Source organism: Pseudomonas sp. TH49 (genome assembly GCF_016650625.1).
Taxonomy (GTDB): domain Bacteria; phylum Pseudomonadota; class Gammaproteobacteria; order Pseudomonadales; family Pseudomonadaceae; genus Aquipseudomonas; species Aquipseudomonas fluorescens_H.
This window is the reverse complement of record NZ_JAEKFL010000001.1, coordinates 2,120,080-2,143,819: the sequence shown is the minus strand read 5'-3', so window position 1 is coordinate 2,143,819 and position 23,740 is coordinate 2,120,080. Positions and strand designations below refer to the sequence as shown.

The following is a 23,740-nucleotide window of genomic DNA, read 5'->3' as shown; positions in this document are numbered from 1 at the left end:
TTTTGATCAGTTCGCTGCAAGCCACGGCTGACGCGGGGTTGCGCCCGGTCTCTACAGGTTATCCACAGGCAGGTGCACGTTAAAACTGGATAACCCGGCGGCGCTTAAAGGTCTGTGCGTAACACCAGTTCGACCATCAGATCATCGGCCAGGGTTTCCAGACGCGATTGCAGCACGTCCAGCGACAGGGTCAGTGGCACCGCCAGAATCGCTTCGGCGTGGAACAGCGGCTCGCTGCTCATCGGTGCCGGGCGCACTTCGGTCACCAGCCGTTCGAGGTTCACCCCCTGCTCGCTGAGCAACCGGGTGATGTCGCGCACGATGCCCGGGCGGTCATTGCCCACCAGCTCCATGGCGATCGGTTTCCAGGTGCAGGACTGCTCGATGCCACTCTCGGCGATCAGCACGCGAATGCCCTGTGCCGCCAGTGCTTGTAAGGCATCGACTAATTCGTCGTAAGCCTCCGCCGGTACGCCCACCCGCAGAATCCCGGCGAACTGCCCGGCCATCCGTGACATGCGGCTTTCCAGCCAGTTGCCGCCGTGCTCGGCGATGCATTGGGCGATGCGCTCGACCTGCCCGGGCTTGTCCGGGGCAAACACAGTGAGTACGAGATGGTCCATGGCGCCGCCCTCTTGTCATGACTTTTGTTATAGAAAGGCAAGTATAGGCAAGGGGTTTGATTCAGCCCGGGCAGCAATTTGTGCGAGTGACCTGTGTCTGGTTTTTGGAGGCAGCCTGTGGCGAGGGGATTTATCCCCGATCGGTTGCGCAGCAGCCGTAAACCCTGTCAGCTCGGTCTACCTGTCAGCGCGCAGGGGGCGGCTTCGCCAACCATCGGGGATAAATCCCCTCGCCATAGAGTGTGCACCGCAGGGGGATGCCATAGCAGGCAGAAAGGATTTATGTGTACAACTTTTTATATTTAGCTGGAACAATCCGATGGTTTTTTGAGAACATCCCGTTCCGCGACGTGACCGCAATGCGTCATGAGGTCGCAGAACGACGTAATTAGTCTGATTTTCACAAGCGCAACGCATCATGTAGTATGCCTCGGCGCGCACTACATAACGCTGGATCGATGTCTGCCCAAGGCACGTTCGCAACCTTGAAAGCCCCGTCAGCAAGGCCCCCAAGCCGTTGATTGGTCCCAGCCCAGCCGCCAGCAATGGCATGTACTGGTCGGAAGGTTTGTGGTTTAAATGGCCAGAGGCTTCATTGTCAAAATTGAAGAGCTGAAAAGCGAAATAGCTGAGCAGAGTGAGGCAAGCAATGACTGAACACGTTCAAGTCGGTGGCCTGCAGGTCGCCAAAGTCCTGTTCGACTTCGTGAACAACGAAGCCATTCCCGGTACCGGCCTCACCGCCGAAAAATTCTGGGAAGGTGCCGACAAGGTCATTCATGACCTGGCGCCGAAGAACAAAGCCCTACTCGCCAAACGCGATGACTTCCAGGCTCGTCTTGATGCCTGGCATCAGGAACATGCCGGCCAGGCGCACGACGCCGTGGCCTACAAAGCCTTCCTGCAGGAAATCGGTTATCTGCTGCCAGAAGCGGCTGATTTCCAGGCAACGACGCAAAACGTCGATGATGAAATCGCCCGTACCGCCGGCCCGCAACTCGTGGTGCCGGTGATGAACGCCCGCTTTGCCCTCAACGCCTCGAACGCCCGCTGGGGTTCGCTGTACGACGCCCTCTACGGCACCGACGCGATCAGCGAAGACGGTGGCGCGGAAAAAGGCAAAGGCTACAACAAGGTGCGTGGCGACAAAGTCATCGCCTTCGCCCGTGCGTTCCTCGACGAAGCGGCGCCCCTGGCCGCTGGCTCCCACGTCGATTCGACGGCTTACAAGATCGTTGACGGCAAACTGCTGGTCACCCTCAAGGGCGGCAGCAACACCGGCCTGCGCAACGATGCACAGCTGATCGGCTTCCAGGGCGATGCCAATGCGCCGATCGCGATCCTGCTGAAGAACCACGGCCTGCATTTCGAAATCCAGATCGACGCCAGCACCCCGGTCGGCCAGACCGATGCCGCCGGCGTCAAAGACATCCTGATGGAAGCGGCACTGACCACCATCATGGACTGCGAAGACTCCGTGGCCGCCGTCGATGCCGACGACAAAGTGGTGATCTACCGCAACTGGCTCGGCCTGATGAAGGGCGACCTGTCCGAAGAAGTCGCCAAGGGCGGCCAGACCTTCACCCGCACCATGAACCCGGATCGCACCTACACCAGGGTCGATGGCAGTGAACTGACCCTGCACGGTCGCTCGCTGCTGTTCGTGCGTAACGTCGGTCACCTGATGACCATAGACGCGATCCTGGACAAGGACGGCAACGAAGTGCCGGAAGGCATCCTCGACGGTCTGGTGACGTGCCTCGCGGCGATGCACAACCTCAACGGCAACACCTCGCGCAAGAACACCCGCACCGGCTCGGTCTACATCGTCAAACCGAAGATGCACGGCCCGGAAGAAGCGGCGTTCACCAACGAGTTGTTCGGTCGCATCGAAGATGTGCTGGGCCTCAAGCGCAACACCCTGAAAGTCGGGATCATGGACGAGGAGCGCCGCACCACGGTCAACCTCAAGGCCTGCATCAAGGCTGCCAGCGAGCGCGTGGTGTTCATCAACACCGGTTTCCTCGACCGTACCGGCGACGAAATCCACACCTCCATGGAAGCCGGCCCGATGGTGCGCAAGGCCGACATGAAGGCCGAGAAGTGGATCGGCGCCTACGAAAACTGGAACGTCGATATCGGTCTGAGCACCGGCCTGCAGGGTCGTGCGCAAATCGGTAAAGGCATGTGGGCGATGCCCGACCTGATGGCGGCGATGCTCGAACAGAAAATCGCTCACCCGCTGGCCGGTGCCAACACCGCCTGGGTGCCATCGCCGACCGCGGCTGCGCTGCACGCGCTGCATTACCACAAGGTCGACGTGTTCGCCCGTCAGGCCGAACTGGCCAAGCGTGCCCGTGCTTCGGTGGACGACATCCTGACCATTCCGCTGGCGGTCAACCCAAGCTGGACGCCTGAGCAGATCAAGAACGAACTGGACAACAACGCCCAGGGCATTCTCGGTTACGTGGTGCGCTGGATCGACCAGGGCGTAGGTTGTTCGAAGGTGCCGGACATCAATGACGTCGGCCTGATGGAAGACCGTGCAACGCTGCGGATCTCCAGCCAGCACATCGCCAACTGGCTGCGCCACGGTATCGTTACCGAAGCGCAAGTGATGGAAAGCCTCAAGCGCATGGCGCCGGTGGTCGACCGTCAGAACGCGAACGACCCGCTGTATCGTCCGCTGACACCGAACTTCGACAGCAATATCGCCTTCCAGGCGGCGGTCGAACTGGTGATCGAAGGCACCAAACAGCCGAACGGCTACACCGAGCCGGTACTGCACCGTCGTCGTCGCGAGTTCAAGAAGGCCAACGGCCTGTAGCTAGCGCTGAATGGCGGACATGAAAAAGCCCTGATCTTGCGATCAGGGCTTTTTCGTTGGCCGCTAAAATCTGACAACCACTGATGATCCATTGTGGGAGCGGGCTTGCTCGCGAAGGCGGTGGGACAGTCACCACAGGTGTTGAATGTTACTGCGCATTCGCGAGCAAGCCCGCTCCCACAGGGGGGGCGGTGTCGCTTGAGAGTCAGGGATCAATGCCCAATTCGTGTTTGACCAGACCCAGCAACTTCGCCGTATCAATCGGCTTGAGCAGAAAATCCACCACGCTCAGGTGCATCGCGGCAATCGCGTCCTTCACATCGGCATCGCCGGAAACAATGATGATCGGCAACGCCGCCCGCTCCGACTCACGCACCTGCCGAATCAGATCCAGCCCACCGACATGGCCCATGCGCAAATCGGTGATCACCAAGCCAATCGAGGGTTTTTCCGCGAGCATCTTCAGCGCGGTTTCACCGCTGGCGGCGGTCATGCAATGAATGCCATCCAACGCGAGTATCTCCGACAAAAGCTCCCGGGCGTCCTTGTCGTCATCGACGATCAGTACACGCTGCGGCGGCAGATCGGGTTCGAGCATTACAGCACTGAGCGCTTCACGCTCGGCGTCGCTCAAAATATCGTGGTCGGACATGGGATTCTCTACGTTTTCAATTCAGTCACCTGGCACAGTCGTCAGACATCGCTAAGCAGAGCTTCAATGTGCACTTCGTCGGATTTTTTTCCAAGAGGCTGGCGGGAGAATTTCCGACTGTTTTTGTAGGGCACTTCCCAAATGTGCCGAACGGCAGCGCAAACCTAGACTTACGTCCAATGGGCACCCCGCGCGCAGGGGCCGACCATGGCTGCAACGATCCGACAACAACAATTCAAAAAAGACTGCGGTAATGGTTATGAGTAAAGCGGACGCCTTCACCCAGGCAGGGAAAACCGCGGTGTTGCAGAACATTCAGGGCACCCTGCAATTCCTTCAGCGCTTCCCGCCCTTCAATCAGATGGAACACGCGCACCTGGCTTATCTGGTGGAACAATGTCAGCTGCGTTTCTATGGCCAGGGCGAGAGCATCATCAAACCCGCCGACGGGCCGGTCGAATACTTCTATATCGTCAAACAGGGTCGCGTGGTCGGCGAACGCCAGCACATCACCCGGCCCGGCACCGAAACCACCTTCGAGATCACCACCGGGGAATGTTTCCCGCTGGCCGCGCTGATTGGCGAACGGGCGACCCGCACCGAGCATCTGGCCAGCGAAGACACCTTCTGCCTGCAACTGAACAAACCGGCGTTCATCAAACTGTTCGCCCTGTCCAACAGCTTCCGTGATTTCGCTTTGCGCGGGGTCAGCAGCCTGCTCGATCAGGTCAACCAGCAAGTCCAGCAGAAAGCCGTGGAAACCCTCGGCACCCAGTACTCGCTGAACACCCGCCTCGGCGAATTGGCGATGCGCCATCCGGTGACGTGCAGCCTGGACACGCCACTGCGCGAAGCGGTGAAGCTGATGCACGAGCAACAGGTCGGCAGCATCGTCGCGGTGGATGAACACAAGGCGCCGCTGGGGATTTTCACCCTGCGTGACCTGCGCGAAGTGGTCGCCAATGGCAGCGGTGATTTCAGCGAAACCATCGAGCGGCACATGACCTGTTCGCCGTTTTTTCTGTCGCCGGATCACAGCGCATTCGACGCGGCGATTGCCATGACCGAACGGCACATTGCCCACGTTTGTCTGGTCAAGGATCAGCGTCTGTGTGGCGTGGTTTCCGAGCGCGACCTGTTCTCGCTGCAACGGGTCGACCTGGTGCACCTGGCCCGGACCATCCGCAGTGCCCAGCGCATCGAGCAACTGGTGAGCCTGCGCGGCGAGATCGGCCAACTGGTCGAACGCATGCTCGCCCACGGTGCGTCTTCGACGCAGATCACCCACATCATCACCCTGCTCAACGACCACACCGTGTGCCGGGTGATCGAACTGACCCTCGCCGAAAAAGGCGACCCCGGCGTGCCGTTCAGTTGGCTGTGTTTCGGCAGCGAAGGCCGGCGCGAACAGACGCTGCACACCGATCAGGACAACGGCATTCTGTTCGAAGCGCGGGACGCGGCACACGCGGCGGAGATTCGCGGCAAGCTGCTGCCAATCGCCCAGCAGATCAACCAGAGCCTGGCGCAGTGCGGCTTCAGTCTGTGCAAGGGCAACATCATGGCCGGCAACCCCGAACTGTGTCTGTCGCGGGCGGAATGGGCGCGGCGCTTTGCGGCGTTCATCCGCGAGGCAACGCCGGAGAACCTGCTCGGTTCGAGCATTTACTTCGACCTGCGAGTGGTCTGGGGTGACGAAAAAGGCTGCGCGCAACTGCGCCGGGGGATTCTCGATCAGGTCGGCGACAACCGTTTGTTCCAGCGCATGCTGGCCGAGAACGCCCTGCGCAATCGTCCGCCGGTGGGGCGTTTCCGCGAGTTTGTGCTGGCGCGCAAAAACGGCGAGAAAGCCACCCTTGATCTCAAGGTTCAGGGCCTGACGCCCTTCGTCGACGGCGCACGCCTGTTGGCACTGGCCAATGGCATCGAAACCAACAACACCCTCGAACGCTTGCGCCAACTGGTTGAAAAAGAGGTAATCGAACGTCTCGACGGCGCTGCGTATGAAGAGGCCTACCATTTCATCCAGCAGACACGCATGCAGCAGCATCAGATCCAGACGCGTGAGAATCTGCCATGGTCGAACCGGGTCGACCCCGACAGCCTCAATCATCTGGACCGGCGCATCCTGCGTGAATCCCTGCGCCAGGCGCAGCGCCTGCAAAGCAGCCTGGCCCTGCGGTATCAGCTATGAGCCTGTTCTCGTGGCTGCGGCCGGCCAGCCCCCTGCTGTCGGCAGACCTGCAACAACGTCTGGCAAAACTGCCGGCGATCAGCGAACTGAAAGAATGCAGCCTGCGCGAACAGCGCTGGGTGGTGCTCGATCTGGAAACTACCGGGCTGAACCTGAACAAGGATCGCGTGCTGTCGATCGGCGCGGTGGTCATCGAAGACGGCGCGATCGACTTCAGTCAGCAGTTCGAGCGCACTCTGCAATGTCGGGAGCTGAAGCTCAGCCCGAGCGTGTTGATCCATGGCCTGGGGCCGAACGCGATTGCCGCCGGCAGCGACCCAGCCGAGGCGTTGCTGGAGCTTATGGAATTTATCGGTGACAGCCCGGTGCTGGCGTTTCATGCGCCCTTCGATCAGCACATGCTTGGGCGCGCGCTGCGGGAACACCTGGGTTACAAGCTGCAGAATGTGTTTCTGGATGTCGCGGACATGGCGCCGCTGCTGTGTCCGCAAGCGAATATCCGCGAGGCCGGGCTGGATGAGTGGATCGACTGGTTCAGGCTGGAGGTGTTCGAGCGGCACAACGCGAGTGCCGATGCGCTGGCCACGGCAGAGCTGGCGTTGATTCTGTTCAGCCGCGCGCGACAGCAGCAGATTCATAGTCCGCTGAATCTGCAGCAACGCTTGAGTCAGTGGAAGCGCCGACAGCAGGCGCCTTCCTTGTAGATTTTCGGCGCCTGCTCCGGCCCCTTCGCGAGCAAGCCCGCTCCCACCCCGGAACGCATTCCCCTGTGGGAGCGGGCTTGCTCGCGAAGAACGATGACGCGGTCCTGCTGATACCACCCGACCAGTGGCCAATTGCTAACCATTCCCACCTCTGCGAGAATCGCGAACAATTCTCGTTGGTTAACATTTCCCAATCGGTGCGTCTGGTGTCGTCAGTCCCAAGCCCTCACAGTGAACTCGTCGGTGCGTTGTATCGTGACCATCGCGGTTGGCTGCTGAGCTGGTTGCGGCGCAATGTGGCTTGCCCGCAACGGGCCGAAGACCTGAGCCAGGACACCTTCGTCCGTCTGCTCGGTCGCGATGAGTTGCTGACGCCGCGCGAACCCCGGGCGTTTCTGGTGGCGATTGCCAAGGGCCTGCTGTTCGACTACTTCCGCCGCGCCGCACTGGAGCAGGCCTACCTCGCCGAACTGATGCTGATCCCCGAAGGCGAACAACCCTCGGTCGAAGAGCAGCAACTGATCCTCGAAGACCTCAAGGCTATCGACCGCTTGCTCGGCAAGCTGTCGACCAAGGCCCGCGCCGCCTTCCTTTATAACCGCCTCGACGGCCTCGGCCATGCTGAAATCGCCGAGAAGCTTGGCGTCTCCGTGCCGCGTGTGCGGCAGTACCTCGCGCAGGGCATCCGCCAGTGCTACATCGCCCTGTACGGTGAGCCGACATGAGTCCGGCCAGCTCCAAACCGGTCTCCGCGCAGGTGCTGGATGCGGCGATTGCCTGGCAGTTGTCGCTGGATTCCGGCAGTCCGCTGGAGCGCGAGGAGTTCGCCAAATGGCATGCAGCGAATGAAGAACACGCCCGTGCCTGGCGCCAGTTAGGCATGCTCGATCAGCGCTTCAGCGTCGCCAATGGCCCGGCCCGCGCGGCCTTGCTGCAATCGCGCGAAGGCATTCGGCGGCGCGTGCGCAAGCTCGGCAGCGGATTGGCCAGCGTGGTGGCGCTCGTCGGTCTGGCGTTGTTTGCCGGTGATCGCTACTTGCCGCTGGATTACTGGCTCGCCGATCAACGCACCGCCACCGGCGAGCAGCGTACGGTGCGGCTGGCCGATGGCACCGTGCTCAACCTCAACACCCACAGCGCGGTGGATGTGCGTTTCGATGCGAGGCAAAGGCTGATCGTGTTGCAGGCAGGCGAGATCATGGTCGAGACCGGTCACGGCGATGCGCGGCCGTTCATCGTCGAAACCCGCGAAGGCAGCATGCGCGCATTGGGCACACGGTTTCTGGTCAAGCGCGAGGAACAAGGCACGCGCCTGAGCGTGTTGCAGTCAGCGGTGGCCGCGCATCCACAAAGTCACCCCGAAGAGCAGATCCTGCGCGAAGGCCAGCAAGTGCTGATTCGCAACGACGGCCTCGACACAGTCGCCGCGCTCACGCCCGGCGCCGATGCCTGGACCCGCGGCATGCTGGTGGTGGACAACGCGCGGCTCGCAGACCTGGTGCATGAACTGGCTCGTTATCGCCGCGGATATCTGGGCGTGGCGCCGGAAGTCGCTGACCTGCGCATTACCGGCAGCTTCCCGCTGCACGACACCGACAAGGCCCTGAGCGCCCTGCTGCCGACCCTGCCGGTGCAGATCGAGCAGCACACGCCGTATTGGGTCACGGTGGCGAAGGCTGATACCAAGCCCTGAATTATCGAGTGCCTGACAAATTGCTTTCGCGAGCAGGCTCGCTCCCACATTGGAATGCGTTCACCTGTGGGAGCGAGCCTGCTCGCGAATGGGCCATCGGTAGCACCCTGGAAAAGGCTCTGCCCACTCCTTCAGCAGCCCCACTCCCAGTTAATCGAAATTATTTTCATCCAGCCCTATCACTTTTCAATTCTCGTCCGGCACACAGGCAATTGAGAAATATTTCCATTCAGGAGCCTTCGCATGTCCCGTTCGCTAGACACCTTGCTGCGCCCCAGTCTGCTGGCCGTCGCCATCGCCCTCAGCGCGCCGCTGATCGGCAGCCCGTTGCTCGCTGCCGAACAGGCCTCCAGCGTACGCGCCTACAACCTGCCGGCGGCGCCGCTGTCGACCACCCTGAACCAGATCGCCAGCCAGGGCGGCCTCGCGCTGTCACTGAATCCGTCGCTGGCGGCGGGCAAGACCTCCGCGCCGGTCAGCGGCCAATATGATGCCGCCGGCGCGCTGCGTGCTGCGCTGCGTGGCACCGGTCTGCAACTGGAACAAAGCAGCACCGGCACTTACACCCTGGTGGCGGTGCCGGAAGGGACACTGGCGCTGCCGGAAACCGCAGTCATCGGCGTGGAAAACCTGGAAACCGCCTGGGGCCCGGTCGAAGGCTACACCGCCACCCGGACCGCCGCCGGCACCAAGACCGACACCGCGCTGGTCGAAGCACCGCGCTCGATTTCGGTCGCCACCCGTCAGCAGATGGACGACCGCAGCGTGCACAGCCTCGATGACGCCGTGCGCTACATGCCGGGCATCACCGCCAGCAGCTACGGCAGCGACACGCGCGCCGACTGGCTGCGCGTGCGCGGTTTCGAGCCGACCCAGTTCCTCGACGGCCTGCCCCTGCCAAAAGGCGTGTACGCCAACCCGAAACAGGAAACCTGGAACCTCGACCGTCTCGCCCTGCTGCGTGGCCCGGCCTCTTCCGTCTACGGCCAGACCCCGCCGGGCGGCCTGCTGGACATGGTCAGCCGGCGCCCGAGCAGCGACGCCAGCAGCGAAATCCAATTGCAGTACGGCAGCGACAACCACCGTCAGATCAACTTCGCCAGCACCGGCAAGATCGACGACGCCGGCCAGTTCCTCTACGGCATCAGCGGCGTGGTGCGTGACAGCGGCACGCAGATCGACCACATCGACAACAAGCGCTACAACATCGCGCCGAGCCTGACCTGGAACATCGACGACGACACCAAGTTCACGCTATTGAGCCAGTTCACTCGCGACGATACCGGCATTACCAGCCAGTTCCTGCCGGTGCAGGGCACCAAGATCGACATGCCGTTCGGTAGCGTCTCGCACCACAAAAATCTCGGCGATCCGGATTGGGAATACTACGACCGCACTTACTACGCGCTCGGTTATGCCTTCGAACACCGGCTGAACGATGTCTGGCAGTTCAAGCAGAACCTGCGTTACACCAAGTCGGACCTGTCGTTCCAGGCCCTGACCGTCGGTTCTTACCCGTACACCATGGTGGACGATCAAGGTAACGTCGGGCGCACCAGCACCAGCGTTGACGAAGACATCAGCCAGTTCGCGGTGGACAACAACTTCCAGGCCGACTTCGCCACCGGTGACATTCGCCACACCGTGCTGTTGGGGCTGGATCACCAGCGCAGCAACACCAACTACCTGTCGATCTACGGTGACGGCCTGAAAACCAACGTGCTGAACCCGATCTACGGCCAGCCGATCGTTCGTCCGGATCGCTCGACGGCGTATTACGACTACGACCAGAAGACCTACCAGACCGGCCTCTACGTGCAGGATCAGATGGCCCTCGACCAATGGCGCCTGACGCTGGGCGGTCGTGAAGACTGGGTCCACACCGGCACCACGTTCTTCAACAAGGCCGACGCGACCAACACCCAGCGCGACAAGAACTTCAGCGGTAACGCAGCGCTCAGCTACGTGTTCGACTCGGGCTTCGTCCCGTACATTTCCTACGCCGAATCCTTCCAGCCAACCACCGGCGCCGACGCCTCCTCCAGCGGTTCGCTGAAACCGACCGAAGGCAAGCAGTGGGAAATGGGCGTCAAGTACCAGCCACCGGGCAGCAAGACCCTGCTGACCGCCGCCGTGTATGACCTGACGCAGAAAAACGTCGCGGTCACCACCACCGTCGGCAACACCCCGATCACCAGCCAGACCGGCGAAGTGAAAGTCAAAGGCCTGGAGCTGGAGGCGACCTCGGACGTCACCGATAACCTCAAAGTGATTGCCGCCTACACCCTGGCCAAGTCCGAAGTGCAGAAAGGCGACTACAAAGGCAACCGCCTGCAACTGATGCCTAACCAGCAAGCCTCGCTGTGGACTGATTACACCTGGCACAGCGGCGTGCTCGACGGCTTCGGTATCGGCGGTGGCGTGCGTTACACCGGCAACACCTATGGCGATCAGGGCAACACCTGGCTGGACAAGGCCAATGCCTACACCGTGTTCGATGCCTCCGTGCATTACGACCTCGGGCGTCTGGACAACAGCCTCAAAGGTGCGTCGCTGGCCGTCAACGCCACCAACCTGTTCGACAAGGACTACATCTCCACCTGCGACGGCTTCTACTGCTACTACGGCGACCAGCGCAGCGTCGTCGCCAGCGCCACCTACAAGTGGTAAGCGACTGAGTGCCAACCGGTCCTGTCATCAGGCCGTCCCTGCGGGGACGGCTTTGGTGTTTTTGAAGGTCACGAAATGAAAAGTAAAACCATCCGCCGCTGGTCGTTCATCCACACCTGGACCAGCCTGATCTGCACCGTGTTTCTGCTGCTGTTGGCATTGACCGGCCTGCCGCTGATTTTCCATCACGAGATCGAGCACCTGCTCGGCGATGCCCCGCAAGTGCGCGAAATGCCCGCCGACACGCCGCGCCTGAATCTGGCGCAACTGGTCGACGCCGCAGAAAAACATCGCCCCGGCGAAGTGGTGCAGTACTTCGGTTTCGAAGACGACGAACCGAACGCCGTGCTGACGATCATGGCGAAAACCGCCGGCACCGAACCGAACTCTTCGCACACCTTCATGCTCGATGCGCGTACCGGTGAAGCGCTGGAAACCCCGTCGGCCAATGGCGGCCTGATGCTGTTCATCCTGCGCCTGCACGTCGACATGTTCGCCGGGTTGCCGGGCAAGTTGCTGCTGGCATTCATGGGCCTGCTGTTTGTGGTCGCGATCATTTCCGGCACGGTGCTGTATCTGCCATTCATGCGCCGTTTGCAGTTCGGCACCGTGCGTCAGGACAAGTCCACCCGCTTGCGCTGGCTCGATCTGCACAACCTGATCGGCATCGTCACCCTGACCTGGGCGCTGGTGGTCGGTGTCACCGGCGTGATCAGTGCCTGTGCAGATCTGATCATCGCCGCGTGGCGCAATGACACGCTGACCGCCATGGTCGCGCCCTACCGCGATGCCCCGCCGCTGACCCGACTGGCCCCGGCCACCCGCCTGCTGGACATCGCCCGCGACGTGGCACCGGGGATGAACCCGGATTTCATCGCTTTCCCCGGCACGCGGTTTTCCAGCGAGCACCATTATTCAGTCTTCATGAAGGGCGGCACGCACCTGACCTCGCACCTGCTGACGCCGGTACTGATCGACGCCAGCACCCTGCAAGTCACCGCCGTCGGTGAACGCCCGTGGTACATGGACGCCATGGGCATGTCACAGCCGCTGCACTTCGGCGACTACGGCGGCATGCCGATGAAAATCCTCTGGGCGACCCTCGACGTGCTGACCATCATCGTGCTCGGCAGCGGCGTGTACCTGTGGGTGGTGCGACGTAAAGCGGCGAAACCGGTGACGGCGGAGGCTGCTGCATGAAGCCGCGTCAGTCGAGTTTCTGGAAAGTCTTCAGCACCCCGCTGGTGATCGCGCTGCTGAGTGCGGCGGGGCTGTTCGCGGCGTTGTTGGGGGATGGAATCTGGGATGCGCTGAGCTGGGTCGGGCTGGGTGTGCCGGCGTTTCTGGCCGTAAGAGGCTTGCTGCCGCGTGGGTGATTTTTGTGCTGCCTGACAGGGCCTCTTCGCGAGCAAGCCCGCTCCCACAGGGGATTTGTGAACGAAACAGATCCAGTGTGGGAGCGGGCTTGCTCGCGAAGGCGGCCTGATGAACACCAGCAAATCCCTCGCCAGCCGCTCTGTATCTGACTAGGCTAACCTCCTGCTCTTCGATGACCACCGAGGTTTGCCAATGTCCGTCCCCAGCATGACCCTGTTCCATAACACGCTTTCCCCGTTCGTGCGCAAAGTGATGGTGCTGCTGCACGAGACCGGCCAGCAGGATCGCGTCGCTCTGCAAGACTGCGTCCTCAGCCCGGTCAGCCCGGATCCGGCGCTCAACGCCGACAACCCGCTGGGCAAGATTCCGGCCCTGCGTCTGGCCGACGGCAGCGTGATTCATGACAGTCGCGTGATTCTCGAATACCTCGACCAGCAGCACGTCGGCAATCCGCTGATCCCCCGCGAAGGTGCGGCCCGCTGGCGGCGTCTGACCCTGGCGTCGATGGCCGACGGGATCATGGACGCCTCAGTGATGGTGCGTTACGAACTGGTGCTGCGCGCCCCGGAAAAGCACTGGGATGAATGGCTCGACGCCCAGCGCGACAAGATTCGTCGCGCCTTGGCCTATCTGGAAAGCGACGCCATTGCCGAGCTGACCAGCCACTTCGACGTGGCGGCGATCAGCGTCGCTTGTGCACTGGGTTACATCGATCTGCGTCATCCGGATCTGGACTGGCGCAGCGCCAATCCGCAACTGGCCAACTGGTATTTCGACGTGAGCCAGCGACCGTCCATGGTCGCCACCATGCCCAAGCCTTAAGGCTGCGGCGTCTGATCCGGCCCCTTCGCGAGCAGGCTCACTCCCACATTGGAATGCGTACTCCTGTGGGAGCGAGCCTGCTCGCGAATGCACCAGCTCGGTCTCACTGGCAGAAACCCGACAATCCGCGTCACCAATGCTTCCTTCCAGCGCTGCTCCTCTCGCAATCCACTCATTGCATCCCCCCCACATCAAACTCCAGCGGCTTGGCCGGTTTCTGCCCGATCCCGTACCAGTCGAGTTTGCGCGTCAGCACCATGAACACCCCGAGCAGGCCGAACAACAGCAGCGAGCCCATCAGCAGCGCGTAATCCTCGGCGCTCAGCAAGCCATACAGCAGGCCATACAACGCCGCCAATCCCGCGGAAAAACTCAGGCCATGACGCACACTGTGCAGCACGTGGCAGACATAAAACCCGATCAACAACACACAGCCACTGGCCGACAGCAGATACGCCAGAGCAAAGCCGATGTGCTCCGACAACGACAACAGCAACAGGTAGAAGAACGCCAGCGCCACCCCGACCAATGCGTATTGCACCGGGTGCACCGCCAGACTTTTGAGCACTTCAAACAGGAAGAAACCGGCGAACGTCAGGACGATGAACAACAGCGCATATTTGATCGCCCGATCACTCTTCAGGTACTGATCCACCGGATCAATGAAACTCACGCCGAAGCTGCGCCCGTTGAACGCCTCGCAGTCATTGCCCATCACGCAACGGCTCATGGCTTCTTGCAGGTTGGTGGAGAAGAACGTGGTCTGCCAATCGGCGCTGAAACCCTGATCGCTGATCTCGCGTTTGCCCGGCAGGAAGTTGCCGACAAAGCTTGGATGCGGCCAGTTGGCGGCAAGGCTGACGTGACTGCTTTTGCCCACCGGCAGCACCTGCAACGAACCGGTGCCTTGCAGACGCAGGTCGAAACCGAAGGTCAGCTCGGTGGCGTTGCGAGTGTCCAGCACCGGCAACGTGACCCGTACACCTTCGCCGAGCCAGCCGACCTGGGTGCCGGGTACGAAGTCCAGGCGTTGGCCGTCGAGTTCCAGTTTCAGCGCGTTTTCGATGCCGCGAATATCGCTGATGCCCACCGCCAGAAACGGCGCATCGAACTGGTAGTCGGCAAAATCTTCCTGGATCCCCAACTGCGCCGGCAACGAGAAATGCCCATCGATGCGGTTGTCGGCGTGGAACAGTCGCGCTTCGTAGATACCGCGATTGCGCAGTTCGGTTTGCACTTGCCCGTCGAGCTCGAAGCGCTCCGGCAAAAAATACAGTCGACCGCGTTCTTCACTTGGCTCGTCGTAGCGCTGGTTGGTTTTGTCGTTGAGCTTCCAGTTGTGAATCACTTTGCGATACGGCACCACCATCACCGGCCCGCTCAGTTGCTGGCTGTTACTGGAGCTGCGGGCAATGTCTTCAAGCACGCCATCGCGCCGTTGCTGGCGGTCATCGATGATGCCGTCAATCATCAGCAGCGGTATCAGCAACAGCAGGATCAACAGGGCAATCGCCCCGAGCTTGATGGTCAGATTCTTGTTCATAGGACTCTCCCTGTTTGGATGGGCAGAGTCTGGTGTTGATGTATGAGGAGAATGTGGGGGGAATATGGAGATTGTGTGGAGACTGCACCGGCCCCTTCGCGAGCAAGCCCGCTCCCACAGTTGATCTTTGGTGTGACAGAGACCTGTGTTTCAACACACCCCCCCTGTGGGAGCGGGCTTGCTCGCGAAGGCAGCGACGCGGTTTCAAGGCAGGCGCAAAATCACTTCCACGCCATTCTCGACGTTGCGGATATGCATCGACCCACCATGCAACTTCATCACCTCTTCAACGAAGTTCAGCCCCAAACCGGTGCTCTTGCGCCCACTGTCCGGACGCGGCAATGAGTAAAACCGTTCACTCAACCGCGGTAAGGCGTACTCGGGAATCGCCGCCGCTTCGTTGAACAAGCGCAACTCGACCTGCTCTCCAACACGCTCGGCACTGAAACGCAGCAACCCGCCGACCGGGGTGAAATCCAGCGCATTCTCCAGCAGATTGCCCAACGCCTGACGCAGCAGAAACGGCTCGCCGATCAGCAACAGATCCGACGCAATCGTCTGCTCGACCTTGAGCCGCCGCCCCTCGATCCGCGCCGCCTGCGCCTGCAACAATTCGTCAACCAGTACTGCCAGCGGCACCGCCACCCGCTCCTCAAGCCCCTGCCGCTGCTCGACTTGCGCGAGGTTCAACAGGCGCTCGATCAGCTGCTGCATCCGCGCGCTTTCGCTGTCGATGTTGCCGACAAAACGCAGGCGCTGAATCGCTGGCATCTCATCCTGCAGCAACTCCGCCGCACCGCGAATCGCCGCCAGCGGACTTTTCAATTCATGGGTCAGGGTGTGCACGTAGCGTTCGACGTAAGCCTTGCCTTCGAGCTGGGTGCGCATCTGCTCCAGCGCCGTGGCCAGTTGTTCCAGCTCGCCGCCACGATAATGCGGCACTTCAACCCGGCGCCCTTCGCTCACTGCTTTTGCGTAGCCGGTCAAACGGTGCAGCGCGCGGCTCAGCCACCACGACAGCAAAGCGCCGAACAGCAGGCCGAGGCCAATCAGCCCGGCACCGTAAAACAGCAAGCGCCGCTCGGTACGATCGACATAAGGCTGCAATGAGCTGTTGGGTTTGGCCACGGTAACCACGCCGATGATCCGGCCGTTGTCGCGGATCGGCGCGCCGACGTGCATCACCGAGGAGTTCGCATCATTCGGATCGCTGCGGCTCGAACGAGCGCCGTACTCACCACGCAAAGTCAGGTAGACGTCGTTCCAGCGCGAGTAATCCTGCCCGACCGCCACGTCGCTGGAATCCAGCACCACGATGCCTTTGGCGTCGGTGACGTAGATGCGGTGGTTGACCTGGTTTTTCGGCAAGCCCCAGATCGTCGCCTGTGGCTGGCGCTCACCGTAGGCGCGCAGCAATTCGGGCCAGCGGTTCTCGCTGAGCGTGCCGGCCTTGAAATCATCACGGAGAATTTCCGCCATCAGGTTGGCGGTGTCGACCAGGGTTTCTTCGGTGGACTGGCGCACGCCGGGGCGGATTTCTTCCATCACCGTGTTGAGCACGAAATAACCGGTCAGACCGACAAACAGCACATACACCAGAAAAATCCGCAGCCCCAGCGACATCAGCTGTGTCCCGGGCTGTAGCTGTAGCCGAGGCCGCGATGGGTCTGGATCGGCTCGGCGTCGGCCCGCACCAGACGCAGTTTGGCGCGCACGCTCTTGATGTGGCTGTCGATGCTGCGCTCGTAGCCGGCGTCGGCGGCAACCCCCAGCGCGTCGAGCAATTGCTCGCGGCTGAACACCCGCTGCGGTTGTTCGAGCAGGCATTGCAACAGACGGAATTCGTGGCGGGTCAGATTCAGCGGCTGGCCCCGGTAGACGATCTGCACGCGCTCGGGATCGATGCGAAACAGCGCCGAGGAGGCTTCAACCACGGGACGCGGCGCCATGCGCTTGAGAATCGCCCGGACCCGCGCGGCGACCTCACGCGGGCTGAACGGCTTGACCACGTAATCGTCGGCGCCGATTTCCAGCCCCACCACCCGGTCGATCTCGGCGTCCCGGGCGCTGAGGAACAGCACCGGCACTTCACTGAAGCGCCGCAGCTGTTTGCAGGTTTCGAAACCGCTGATGTCCGGCAAGCCGATATCGAGAATGATCAAGTCAGCCGGGGTCTGCCGTTGATGCTCCAGCGCCGCCGCGCCAAGGCTCAGCCACGTGGTGGCAAACCCCTCGCCCTGCAGGGCAAAAATCAGCGTGTCGGCAATCGCCGCTTCGTCTTCGACAATCAGGATATGAGGCATGGCGTCCGAGCCCATGGGTTAAGTGCGCGAACGGTGCCCCAAGCCTGACCTTACGTCAATGAGACCACTTAACAGTCCGGCTTGTCGGCGGTGAAACGTCGTGCCGGGTTTACTGCCGCGCCGAACTCGCGCAGGGCCTTGGCGCCGATCAGCAGGGGATAGTTGAAGTGACTGCGGTCGGTCAGGTTGACCTCAACGGTGCGCTTGACGTTGCCCAGGCACAGCTCCAGATCGACCACCGGACGCTTGGCGACTTCGGTGACGTCGCGATCTTCATCGTCCTCGTCGGAGCGACTCTTGATCTTGCTGATCCGCGCGACCTTGTGCTCGTAGACCTTGTTATCGGCATCCTTGGTAGCGAGGCGAAAACGCACCCAGTCTTCGCCATCGCGGGTGAAGGTCTCGATGTCCTTGGCCGACAGCGAAGCGGTCAGTGCGCCGGTGTCCATCTTGGCCTTGAGCACCTCACCACCGATTTCCGGCAGCGCGATGTATTCGTAACGCCCGTACAGGGTCGGCTCGGCGGCCATGACCGGCAGGGCGACGAGGGCAAACAGTGCAAGGAGGGATTTCACGTAGAGGGCTTCCTTGGAAAATGAGGGCGTCAGACGCGAGATTTTAGACAGCCATTGGGCAATTCGTTCGCCCTGAATCCGCCTTCGCGAGCAAGCCCGCTCCCACAGGGGATCGAGGATCTGTTGAAGATGGCATGCACACTGAAGATCCACTGTGGGAGCGGGCTTGCTCGCGAAGAGGCCAGCCCTGCCAGCACAGTAATCAGCTCCAGCATAGCCAGCCAAAAGTGAAACATTCGTCACCATCGATTTGGCCTGTCGCCCGAAGCCACTTATCATGGCGCGCCCATCCGCCTTCATAGAGTTGCTTATGCGCCGCCTGCTCACCGGCTGTTTCGTCACCCTGCTGCTGTTGCTCAACACCCTGATTCTGATCGGGCCGTTGCTGGTCTTTGCCCTGCTCAAATTGATTGCACCGGGGCGCTGGCGCGATTACGCCTCGTGGGCGGTGATGTGGATTGCCGAGACCTGGGCGGAAATCGACAAGCTGATCTTTCGCCTGTGCATCCCCACTCAATGGGACATTCGCGGCGGTGACAACCTGCGTGGTGACACCTCGTATCTGGTGGTCAGCAACCACCAGTCGTGGGTCGACATTCCAGCGCTGATCCAGACCCTCAACCGGCGCACGCCGTTCTTCAAATTCTTCCTCAAGAAAGAACTGATCTGGGTGCCGTTCCTGGGTCTGGCGTGGTGGGCGCTGGATTACCCGTTCATGAAGCGCTACAGCAAGGCGTTCCTCGCCCGGCACCCGGAGCTGGCGGGCAAGGATCTGGAAATCACCCGACAGGCCTGCGAGCTGTTCAAGCGCCAGCCGGTAACGGTGGTGAATTATCTGGAAGGTACTCGCTACACCGCGGCGAAAAGCGCGCAGCAGCAGTCACCGTTCAAGCACCTGCTCAAACCCAAGGCGGGAGGCGTGGCATTTGTTCTGGCGGCGATGGGCGAACAGCTGGATGCGCTGCTCGACGTGACCGTGGTCTATCCACAGAAGAAGATTCCGGGGTTCTGGGATTTGATCAGCGGCAGCGTGCCGCGGGTGATCGTCGACATCCAGACCCGCGAACTCGACCCGGCGCTGTCGCAGGGCGATTACGAAAATGATCCGCTGTTTCGCCAACAGGTCCAGAACTGGGTCAACCAGCTCTGGACCGAGAAGGATCAGCGCATCAGCGAACTGCGCGGCGAGCGCGCCTGAATCAGCTACCGGTGCCGGCGCCCCAGATACTGCCCAGGCTCTGCAGCAGTGGGCCGCCGACGCCTTGATCACCCAGGTACTTGAGCAGCACCGGGGCAAACTGACCGACCATGCCGCTGTCCATGCCCAACGCACCGAAGGCATTGTTCAGGTCGCTGGTGTTCTTGACGTTACCCAGCGCGTTTTCCAGCCCGGCTGACTTGCCCGACGAGCCGAGCAACCCGCTCAACGCCGCCAGGTTGCCGCTTCCGCCCGACAGCTTGTCGATGCCCGGCACTTCTTTGGCCAACTGCGAGTAATCGGTGCTGCTCAATTGGTTCTTGGCCAGGCCAAGCATGGCGCTGGTGCCACCGACGGCTTGCTGCGGCGTCACACCGAGATCGGTGACGGCTTGCAGCAACCCGGCGGTTTCCGAGGTCGGCGCGGCGGCGGTGGCCGCGTTGCCACCCTGCATGCTCGAAGCTGCTTTGGTCACGTCGTCCAGACTGAAGCCGGCAAACACCGGGCTCGCTGCAAGGGTCATCAGTGAAGCCAAGGCAATACCGCGTGAAATCTTCATTCAGACATCCTCTTGCGCTGTGGTGACCGCCCGTCAATGGGCGGCAAAACTGCCGTTTTGACCGGGTTTCAGCCAGCATGTTCCTCGCCGGCGCATCCATTTTCAGCATAGCCACGTATATAAAACGTGAAACCGCGGATAACCCGAGATGAATGGCACAAGCGCTGTCCCTGAACTAGCCTGTGAACAGCCCGAGCACCGCCCTCGTCGCCCGCCCATTGCCTGGAGAGCCGTCATTTCCATCGCCGACCCTGATCAGTTGCGCCAGCTGCTGGCCCAGTGCTCACTGGGTGACCGTGCTGCGTTCGAAACGCTCTATCGCAGCGTCGGCCCGCGTCTGCACGGCGTGGCCCTGCGCATCATGGGCCGGGCGGATCTGGCCGAGGACGTGCTGCAGGAAAGCTTCGTGCGGATCTGGAACAACGCCTCGCGCTACGAAGCCCACTTGTCGGCGCCGCTGACCTGGATGATCAACATCACTCGCAATCAGGCCATCGACCAATTACGCAAACAGCGCGAACGGCCGCTGACCGACTTCGAACAGGACACCCTGCCGGACGATGGCCCTTCAGCCCACGACCTGTTGAACAGCAGCCGCGAAGCCAGCGCGCTGCACCGCTGCCTGGACACCCTCGACGGCATGCAGCGCCAGTCGATCAGCGTCGCCTACTTCCAGGGCCTTTCCTGCTCGGAACTGGCCGAACACCTGGCCGCACCGCTGGGCTCGGTGAAGTCGTGGATTCGTCGCGGCATGGAGCGTCTGCGCAGGTGCCTTGAATCATGAACTACCAGACCCCCGCCCTGCGCCGCGCCCTCGCCGCCGATTACGCCATTGGTCTGATGTCTGCGGCGGCGCGCAGGCGCTTTGAACAATTGCTGCTGGATGACGCAGCACTGCGAACCGAGTTGGCGCAGTGGCAGGAGAGCCTTGCCAGCCTTACCGAAACGCTGCCGGAGCAACCGGTGCCGGATCGGGTGTGGCAAGGCATCACCGCGCGGATCGACCCGCAAGTGCTGCACGTCCCGGAAAAACGTCCGTTCTGGAACTGGCTACGGGTCAGCGCCGCGCTGTGTTCGATCGTGATCCTGGTATTCCTCGGCTCGCTGTACAACCGCGACGACGCCCGCTACCGCGCCACCCTGCTGACCGCCGACGCGCAGCCGGCACTGAAGGTCGAGGCGCATGCCGATTATCTGCAAGTCGAGCCGCTGACATTGGCGGCAGTCGGGCCTGATCGCAGCCTGGAATTGTGGGCGATTCCAGCGGATGGCAAGCCGATTTCGCTGGGGGTGATTCCGGCGGGGGGCAAGGGCAAGGTTGAATTGAGCGCGGCGCAGAAAGTCTTGATCGGCCAGCCGATTGCGCTGGCGGTGAGTCTGGAGCCAAAGGGCGGCTCGCCGACCGGGCAACCGACCGGGCCGGTGCTTTACCAAGGCGCGTTAGCGGCTCTCTGACTCTGTGGCGAGGGAGCTTGCTCCCGCTGGGCTGCGAAGCGGCCCAAATCTTGTGTGGGTAATTTTCCTGAGACGCCGCATGTGTGGATTTTACGACGGCTTCGCCGCCGAGCGGGAGCAAGCTCCCTCGCCACAGGTTTAATGCTCATCCCAATAAAAACGGCGACCTTGAGGTCGCCGTTCTGCACTGCCTGACGCTTAAGCCGCACTGAACAACCGATGCGGATCGATCACAAACTTCTTCGGCACACCGGCATCGAACTCGCCGTAACCTTCCGGCGCCTGGTCGAGGCTGATGACTTGCACGCCCACCACTTCGGCGATGTTGATGCGGTCCCACATGATCGCCTGCATCAGTTGGCGGTTGTACTTCATCACCGGGGTCTGGCCGGTGTGGAAGCTGTGGGATTTGGCCCAGCCCAGACCGAAGCGGATGCTCAGGCTGCCCATTTTCGCGGCGGCGTCCACGGCACCCGGATCCTCGGTCACGTACAGGCCCGGGATACCGATCTTGCCGGCGACACGCACCACGCCCATCAGCGAGTTGAGCACGGTGGCCGGGGCTTCGGATTTGACCCCGTCATGGCCGTGGCCGCGGGCTTCGAAGCCCACGCAGTCCACCGCGCAATCGACTTCCGGTTCGCCCAGCAGCTCGGCGATCTGCTCGTGCAGCGGCGTATCCTTGGACAGGTCGACCACTTCAAAACCCTGAGCCTTGGCGTGCGCCAGGCGGATGGTGTTGACGTCGCCGATGATCACCACCGCCGCGCCCAGTAGACGCGCCGAGGCAGCCGCGGCCAGACCGACCGGGCCGGCGCCCGCGATATAAACGGTGCTGCCCGGGCCAACGCCCGCCGTGACCGCACCGTGATAGCCGGTCGGCAGAATGTCGGAGAGGCAGGTCAGGTCGCGGATTTTCTCCATGGCCTTGTCGCGATCCGGCAGTTTCAGCAGGTTGAAGTCGGCGTATGGCACCAGCACGTATTCGGCCTGGCCGCCGGTCCAGTCGCCCATGTCGACATAACCGTAGGCACCGCCGGCACGGGCCGGGTTAACGGTCAGGCAGACACCGGTGTGTTGCTCCTTGCAGGAACGGCAGCGCCCGCAAGCCACGTTGAACGGTACGGAAACCAGATCGCCGATTTTCAGGTTCTCGACGTCGGAACCTTTTTCGATCACTTCGCCGGTGATTTCGTGGCCCAGCACCAGACCGGTCTGCGCCGTCGTACGGCCGCGCACCATGTGCTGGTCGGAGCCACAAATGTTGGTGGACACCACACGCAGGATGACACCGTGCTCGATCTTCCTGCCGCGCGGGTCCTGCATTTTCGGATAGTCGATTTTCTGCACTTCGACCTTGCCAGCGCCGAGATACACCACACCACGATTGCCAGACATGCTTTCACCTCGCTGTTGTTTTTATGGAACCGCGTTGCCCAGGCAGGCAGCGCGTTAAGTGCTCGGGTTATTGCTTGTTGGTCTTGCGTTTATGACCCCTTCGCGAGCAAGCCCGCTCCCACATTGGAATGCGTCCCCCCTGTGGGAGCGGGCTTGCTCGCGAAAGCGATCTAGAGAACGACCGTGCGATTGGCGTTCAAAAACACCCTTCTTTCGATGTGATAACCCACCGCCCGGGCCAGGGTCAGGCCCTCGATATCGCGCCCCTTGGCAATCAGATCCTCGGGGTAATGACTGTGATCCACCGCCTCGACGCCCTGGGCAATGATCGGCCCTTCATCGAGGTCGTTGTTGATGTAATGCGCCGTCGCGCCGACCAGCTTCACGCCCTTGTTGTAGGCCTGGTGATACGGCTTGGCACCCTTGAACCCCGGCAGCAGCGAGTGATGGATATTGATCGCCTTGCCATCGAGCTTGCGGCACAGCTCCGGCGACAGCACCTGCATGTAGCGGGCGAGGATCACCAGTTCGGCGCCGGACTCTTCGATCACCTGCCACACCTGACGCTCCTGCGCCGGCTTGTCGTTGGGGTCGAGGGGGAAATGGTAGTAGGGAATCTGGTGCCAGTCGGCCAAAGGCTTGAGATCCGGATGGTTGGACACCACCGCCGCGACGTCCATCGACAACTGGCCGATGCGCTGGCGGTAGAGCAAGTCGTTGAGGCAGTGATCGGCCTTGGAAACCATGATCACCACTTTCGGCCGGTAGTTCGGCGCGGTCAGTTCGAAGACCATGCCGAACGCCTGACCGCGCTCGGCAAGGCCGGCGCGGAAGGATTGTTCGTCGAAACCGTCAGGCTGACGGAATTCCACGCGAATGAAGAAACGGCCCGAGAGCCGGTCATCGAACGAATGGTGCTCGGTGACGTAGCAACCCTGCTCGAACAGAAAACGCGTCACCGCGTCCACCGTGCCGAGCACGCTGGGGCAGTCGGCGGTCAGAATCCATGTGTCTGGGGCGCGGCTCATGGTGCGGTGACTCCTGTTCTTTTGTACGCGGTGTCTGGGGGATTTTTGCCCCTCACCCTAGCCCTCTCCCGGAGGTAGAGGGGACTGACCGAGGTGTTCTTTCGAGCTACGCCGACCTG

21 protein-coding genes are annotated in these 23,740 nt (G+C 61.7%); 12 read left to right on the top strand and 9 right to left on the bottom strand.

The window, feature by feature from the left end; genetic code table 11:
* Positions 1-104: 104 nt before the first annotated feature.
* The gene (locus JFU48_RS09680) at positions 105-623 is read right to left on the bottom strand and encodes a glycine cleavage system protein R (RefSeq protein ID WP_003228919.1); all 519 of its coding nucleotides are present in this window, start codon (positions 621-623) and stop codon (positions 105-107) included.
* A gap of 649 nt (positions 624-1,272) precedes the next feature.
* Here JFU48_RS09680 and JFU48_RS09675 point away from each other — a divergent pair.
* On the top strand, positions 1,273-3,450 hold the full coding sequence (locus tag JFU48_RS09675) for a malate synthase G (protein ID WP_201136410.1): 2,178 nt from the start codon (positions 1,273-1,275) through the stop codon (positions 3,448-3,450).
* A 205-nt stretch (positions 3,451-3,655) separates the two neighbouring features.
* Here JFU48_RS09675 and JFU48_RS09670 read toward each other — a convergent pair whose 3' ends face one another.
* On the bottom strand, positions 3,656-4,102 hold the full coding sequence (locus tag JFU48_RS09670) for a response regulator (protein ID WP_003228923.1): 447 nt from the start codon (positions 4,100-4,102) through the stop codon (positions 3,656-3,658).
* A gap of 259 nt (positions 4,103-4,361) precedes the next feature.
* Between JFU48_RS09670 and JFU48_RS09665 the strand changes: the two genes are divergently transcribed.
* From JFU48_RS09665 to JFU48_RS09630, 8 genes are all read left to right on the top strand, one after another.
* Positions 4,362-6,296, top strand: coding sequence for a DUF294 nucleotidyltransferase-like domain-containing protein (locus tag JFU48_RS09665; protein ID WP_315975171.1), 1,935 nt, complete (start codon positions 4,362-4,364; stop codon positions 6,294-6,296).
* Entirely contained in the window at positions 6,293-7,000 is a 708-nt protein-coding gene (locus JFU48_RS09660; RefSeq protein WP_103486440.1) for a 3'-5' exonuclease, read from the top strand. Before JFU48_RS09665 ends, JFU48_RS09660 begins: the two co-directional genes overlap by 4 nt.
* Positions 7,001-7,206: 206 nt before the next feature.
* A complete protein-coding gene (locus JFU48_RS09655) occupies positions 7,207-7,725 on the top strand; it encodes an RNA polymerase sigma factor (RefSeq protein WP_045122847.1) in 519 nt (172 codons plus the stop codon).
* Positions 7,722-8,693: a FecR domain-containing protein gene (locus JFU48_RS09650; protein ID WP_201136409.1), complete on the top strand. Its 972-nt coding sequence runs from the start codon at positions 7,722-7,724 to the stop codon at positions 8,691-8,693. Before JFU48_RS09655 ends, JFU48_RS09650 begins: the two co-directional genes overlap by 4 nt.
* 243 nt (positions 8,694-8,936) lie before the next feature.
* Positions 8,937-11,363 (top strand): TonB-dependent siderophore receptor, encoded by a 2,427-nt coding sequence (locus JFU48_RS09645; RefSeq protein ID WP_201136408.1) that lies wholly within the window; start codon positions 8,937-8,939, stop codon positions 11,361-11,363.
* 75 nt (positions 11,364-11,438) lie between these two features.
* On the top strand, positions 11,439-12,563 hold the full coding sequence (locus JFU48_RS09640) for a PepSY-associated TM helix domain-containing protein (RefSeq protein ID WP_201136407.1): 1,125 nt from the start codon (positions 11,439-11,441) through the stop codon (positions 12,561-12,563).
* Entirely contained in the window at positions 12,560-12,739 is a 180-nt protein-coding gene (locus JFU48_RS09635) for a hypothetical protein (RefSeq protein WP_003228937.1), read from the top strand. Before JFU48_RS09640 ends, JFU48_RS09635 begins: the two co-directional genes overlap by 4 nt.
* Positions 12,740-12,932: 193 nt before the next feature.
* Positions 12,933-13,562: a glutathione S-transferase gene (locus tag JFU48_RS09630; protein ID WP_201136406.1), complete on the top strand. Its 630-nt coding sequence runs from the start codon at positions 12,933-12,935 to the stop codon at positions 13,560-13,562.
* A gap of 172 nt (positions 13,563-13,734) precedes the next feature.
* Here the strand turns inward: JFU48_RS09630 and creD are convergent, their stop codons facing one another.
* From creD to rloA2, 4 genes are all read right to left on the bottom strand, one after another.
* Positions 13,735-15,105, bottom strand: coding sequence for a cell envelope integrity protein CreD (gene creD / locus JFU48_RS09625; RefSeq protein ID WP_201136405.1), 1,371 nt, complete (start codon positions 15,103-15,105; stop codon positions 13,735-13,737).
* A 204-nt stretch (positions 15,106-15,309) separates the two neighbouring features.
* Positions 15,310-16,728 (bottom strand): two-component system sensor histidine kinase CreC, encoded by a 1,419-nt coding sequence (creC, locus tag JFU48_RS09620; protein ID WP_201136404.1) that lies wholly within the window; start codon positions 16,726-16,728, stop codon positions 15,310-15,312.
* Entirely contained in the window at positions 16,728-17,408 is a 681-nt protein-coding gene (creB, locus tag JFU48_RS09615; protein WP_103486457.1) for a two-component system response regulator CreB, read from the bottom strand. Before creB ends, creC begins: the two co-directional genes overlap by 1 nt.
* A 68-nt stretch (positions 17,409-17,476) precedes the next feature.
* Entirely contained in the window at positions 17,477-17,983 is a 507-nt protein-coding gene (gene rloA2 / locus JFU48_RS09610) for a retropepsin-like aspartic peptidase RloA2 (protein ID WP_103486433.1), read from the bottom strand.
* A gap of 310 nt (positions 17,984-18,293) precedes the next feature.
* Between rloA2 and JFU48_RS09605 the strand changes: the two genes are divergently transcribed.
* Entirely contained in the window at positions 18,294-19,181 is an 888-nt protein-coding gene (locus JFU48_RS09605; RefSeq protein ID WP_201136403.1) for an acyltransferase, read from the top strand.
* 1 nt (position 19,182) lies between these two features.
* On the opposite strand, the gene JFU48_RS09600 is transcribed toward JFU48_RS09605, so the two are convergent.
* Positions 19,183-19,740: a DUF2780 domain-containing protein gene (locus JFU48_RS09600; protein WP_201136402.1), complete on the bottom strand. Its 558-nt coding sequence runs from the start codon at positions 19,738-19,740 to the stop codon at positions 19,183-19,185.
* 148 nt (positions 19,741-19,888) lie between these two features.
* On the opposite strand from JFU48_RS09600, the gene JFU48_RS09595 reads away from it, so the two are divergent.
* Together JFU48_RS09595 and JFU48_RS09590 are read left to right on the top strand one after the other, a co-directional pair.
* Complete coding sequence (locus JFU48_RS09595; RefSeq protein ID WP_201136401.1) at positions 19,889-20,524, top strand: RNA polymerase sigma factor; 636 nt, start codon at positions 19,889-19,891, stop codon at positions 20,522-20,524.
* Entirely contained in the window at positions 20,521-21,195 is a 675-nt protein-coding gene (locus tag JFU48_RS09590; RefSeq protein WP_201136400.1) for an anti-sigma factor, read from the top strand. The genes JFU48_RS09595 and JFU48_RS09590 overlap by 4 nt, the downstream gene beginning before the upstream one ends.
* 198 nt (positions 21,196-21,393) lie before the next feature.
* On the opposite strand, the gene fdhA is transcribed toward JFU48_RS09590, so the two are convergent.
* Both fdhA and purU read right to left on the bottom strand, forming a co-directional pair.
* Positions 21,394-22,593, bottom strand: coding sequence for a formaldehyde dehydrogenase, glutathione-independent (gene fdhA / locus JFU48_RS09585; protein ID WP_103484819.1), 1,200 nt, complete (start codon positions 22,591-22,593; stop codon positions 21,394-21,396).
* A 170-nt stretch (positions 22,594-22,763) separates the two neighbouring features.
* The gene (gene purU, locus JFU48_RS09580; RefSeq protein WP_003228959.1) at positions 22,764-23,621 is read right to left on the bottom strand and encodes a formyltetrahydrofolate deformylase; all 858 of its coding nucleotides are present in this window, start codon (positions 23,619-23,621) and stop codon (positions 22,764-22,766) included.
* Positions 23,622-23,740 lie beyond the last annotated feature (119 nt).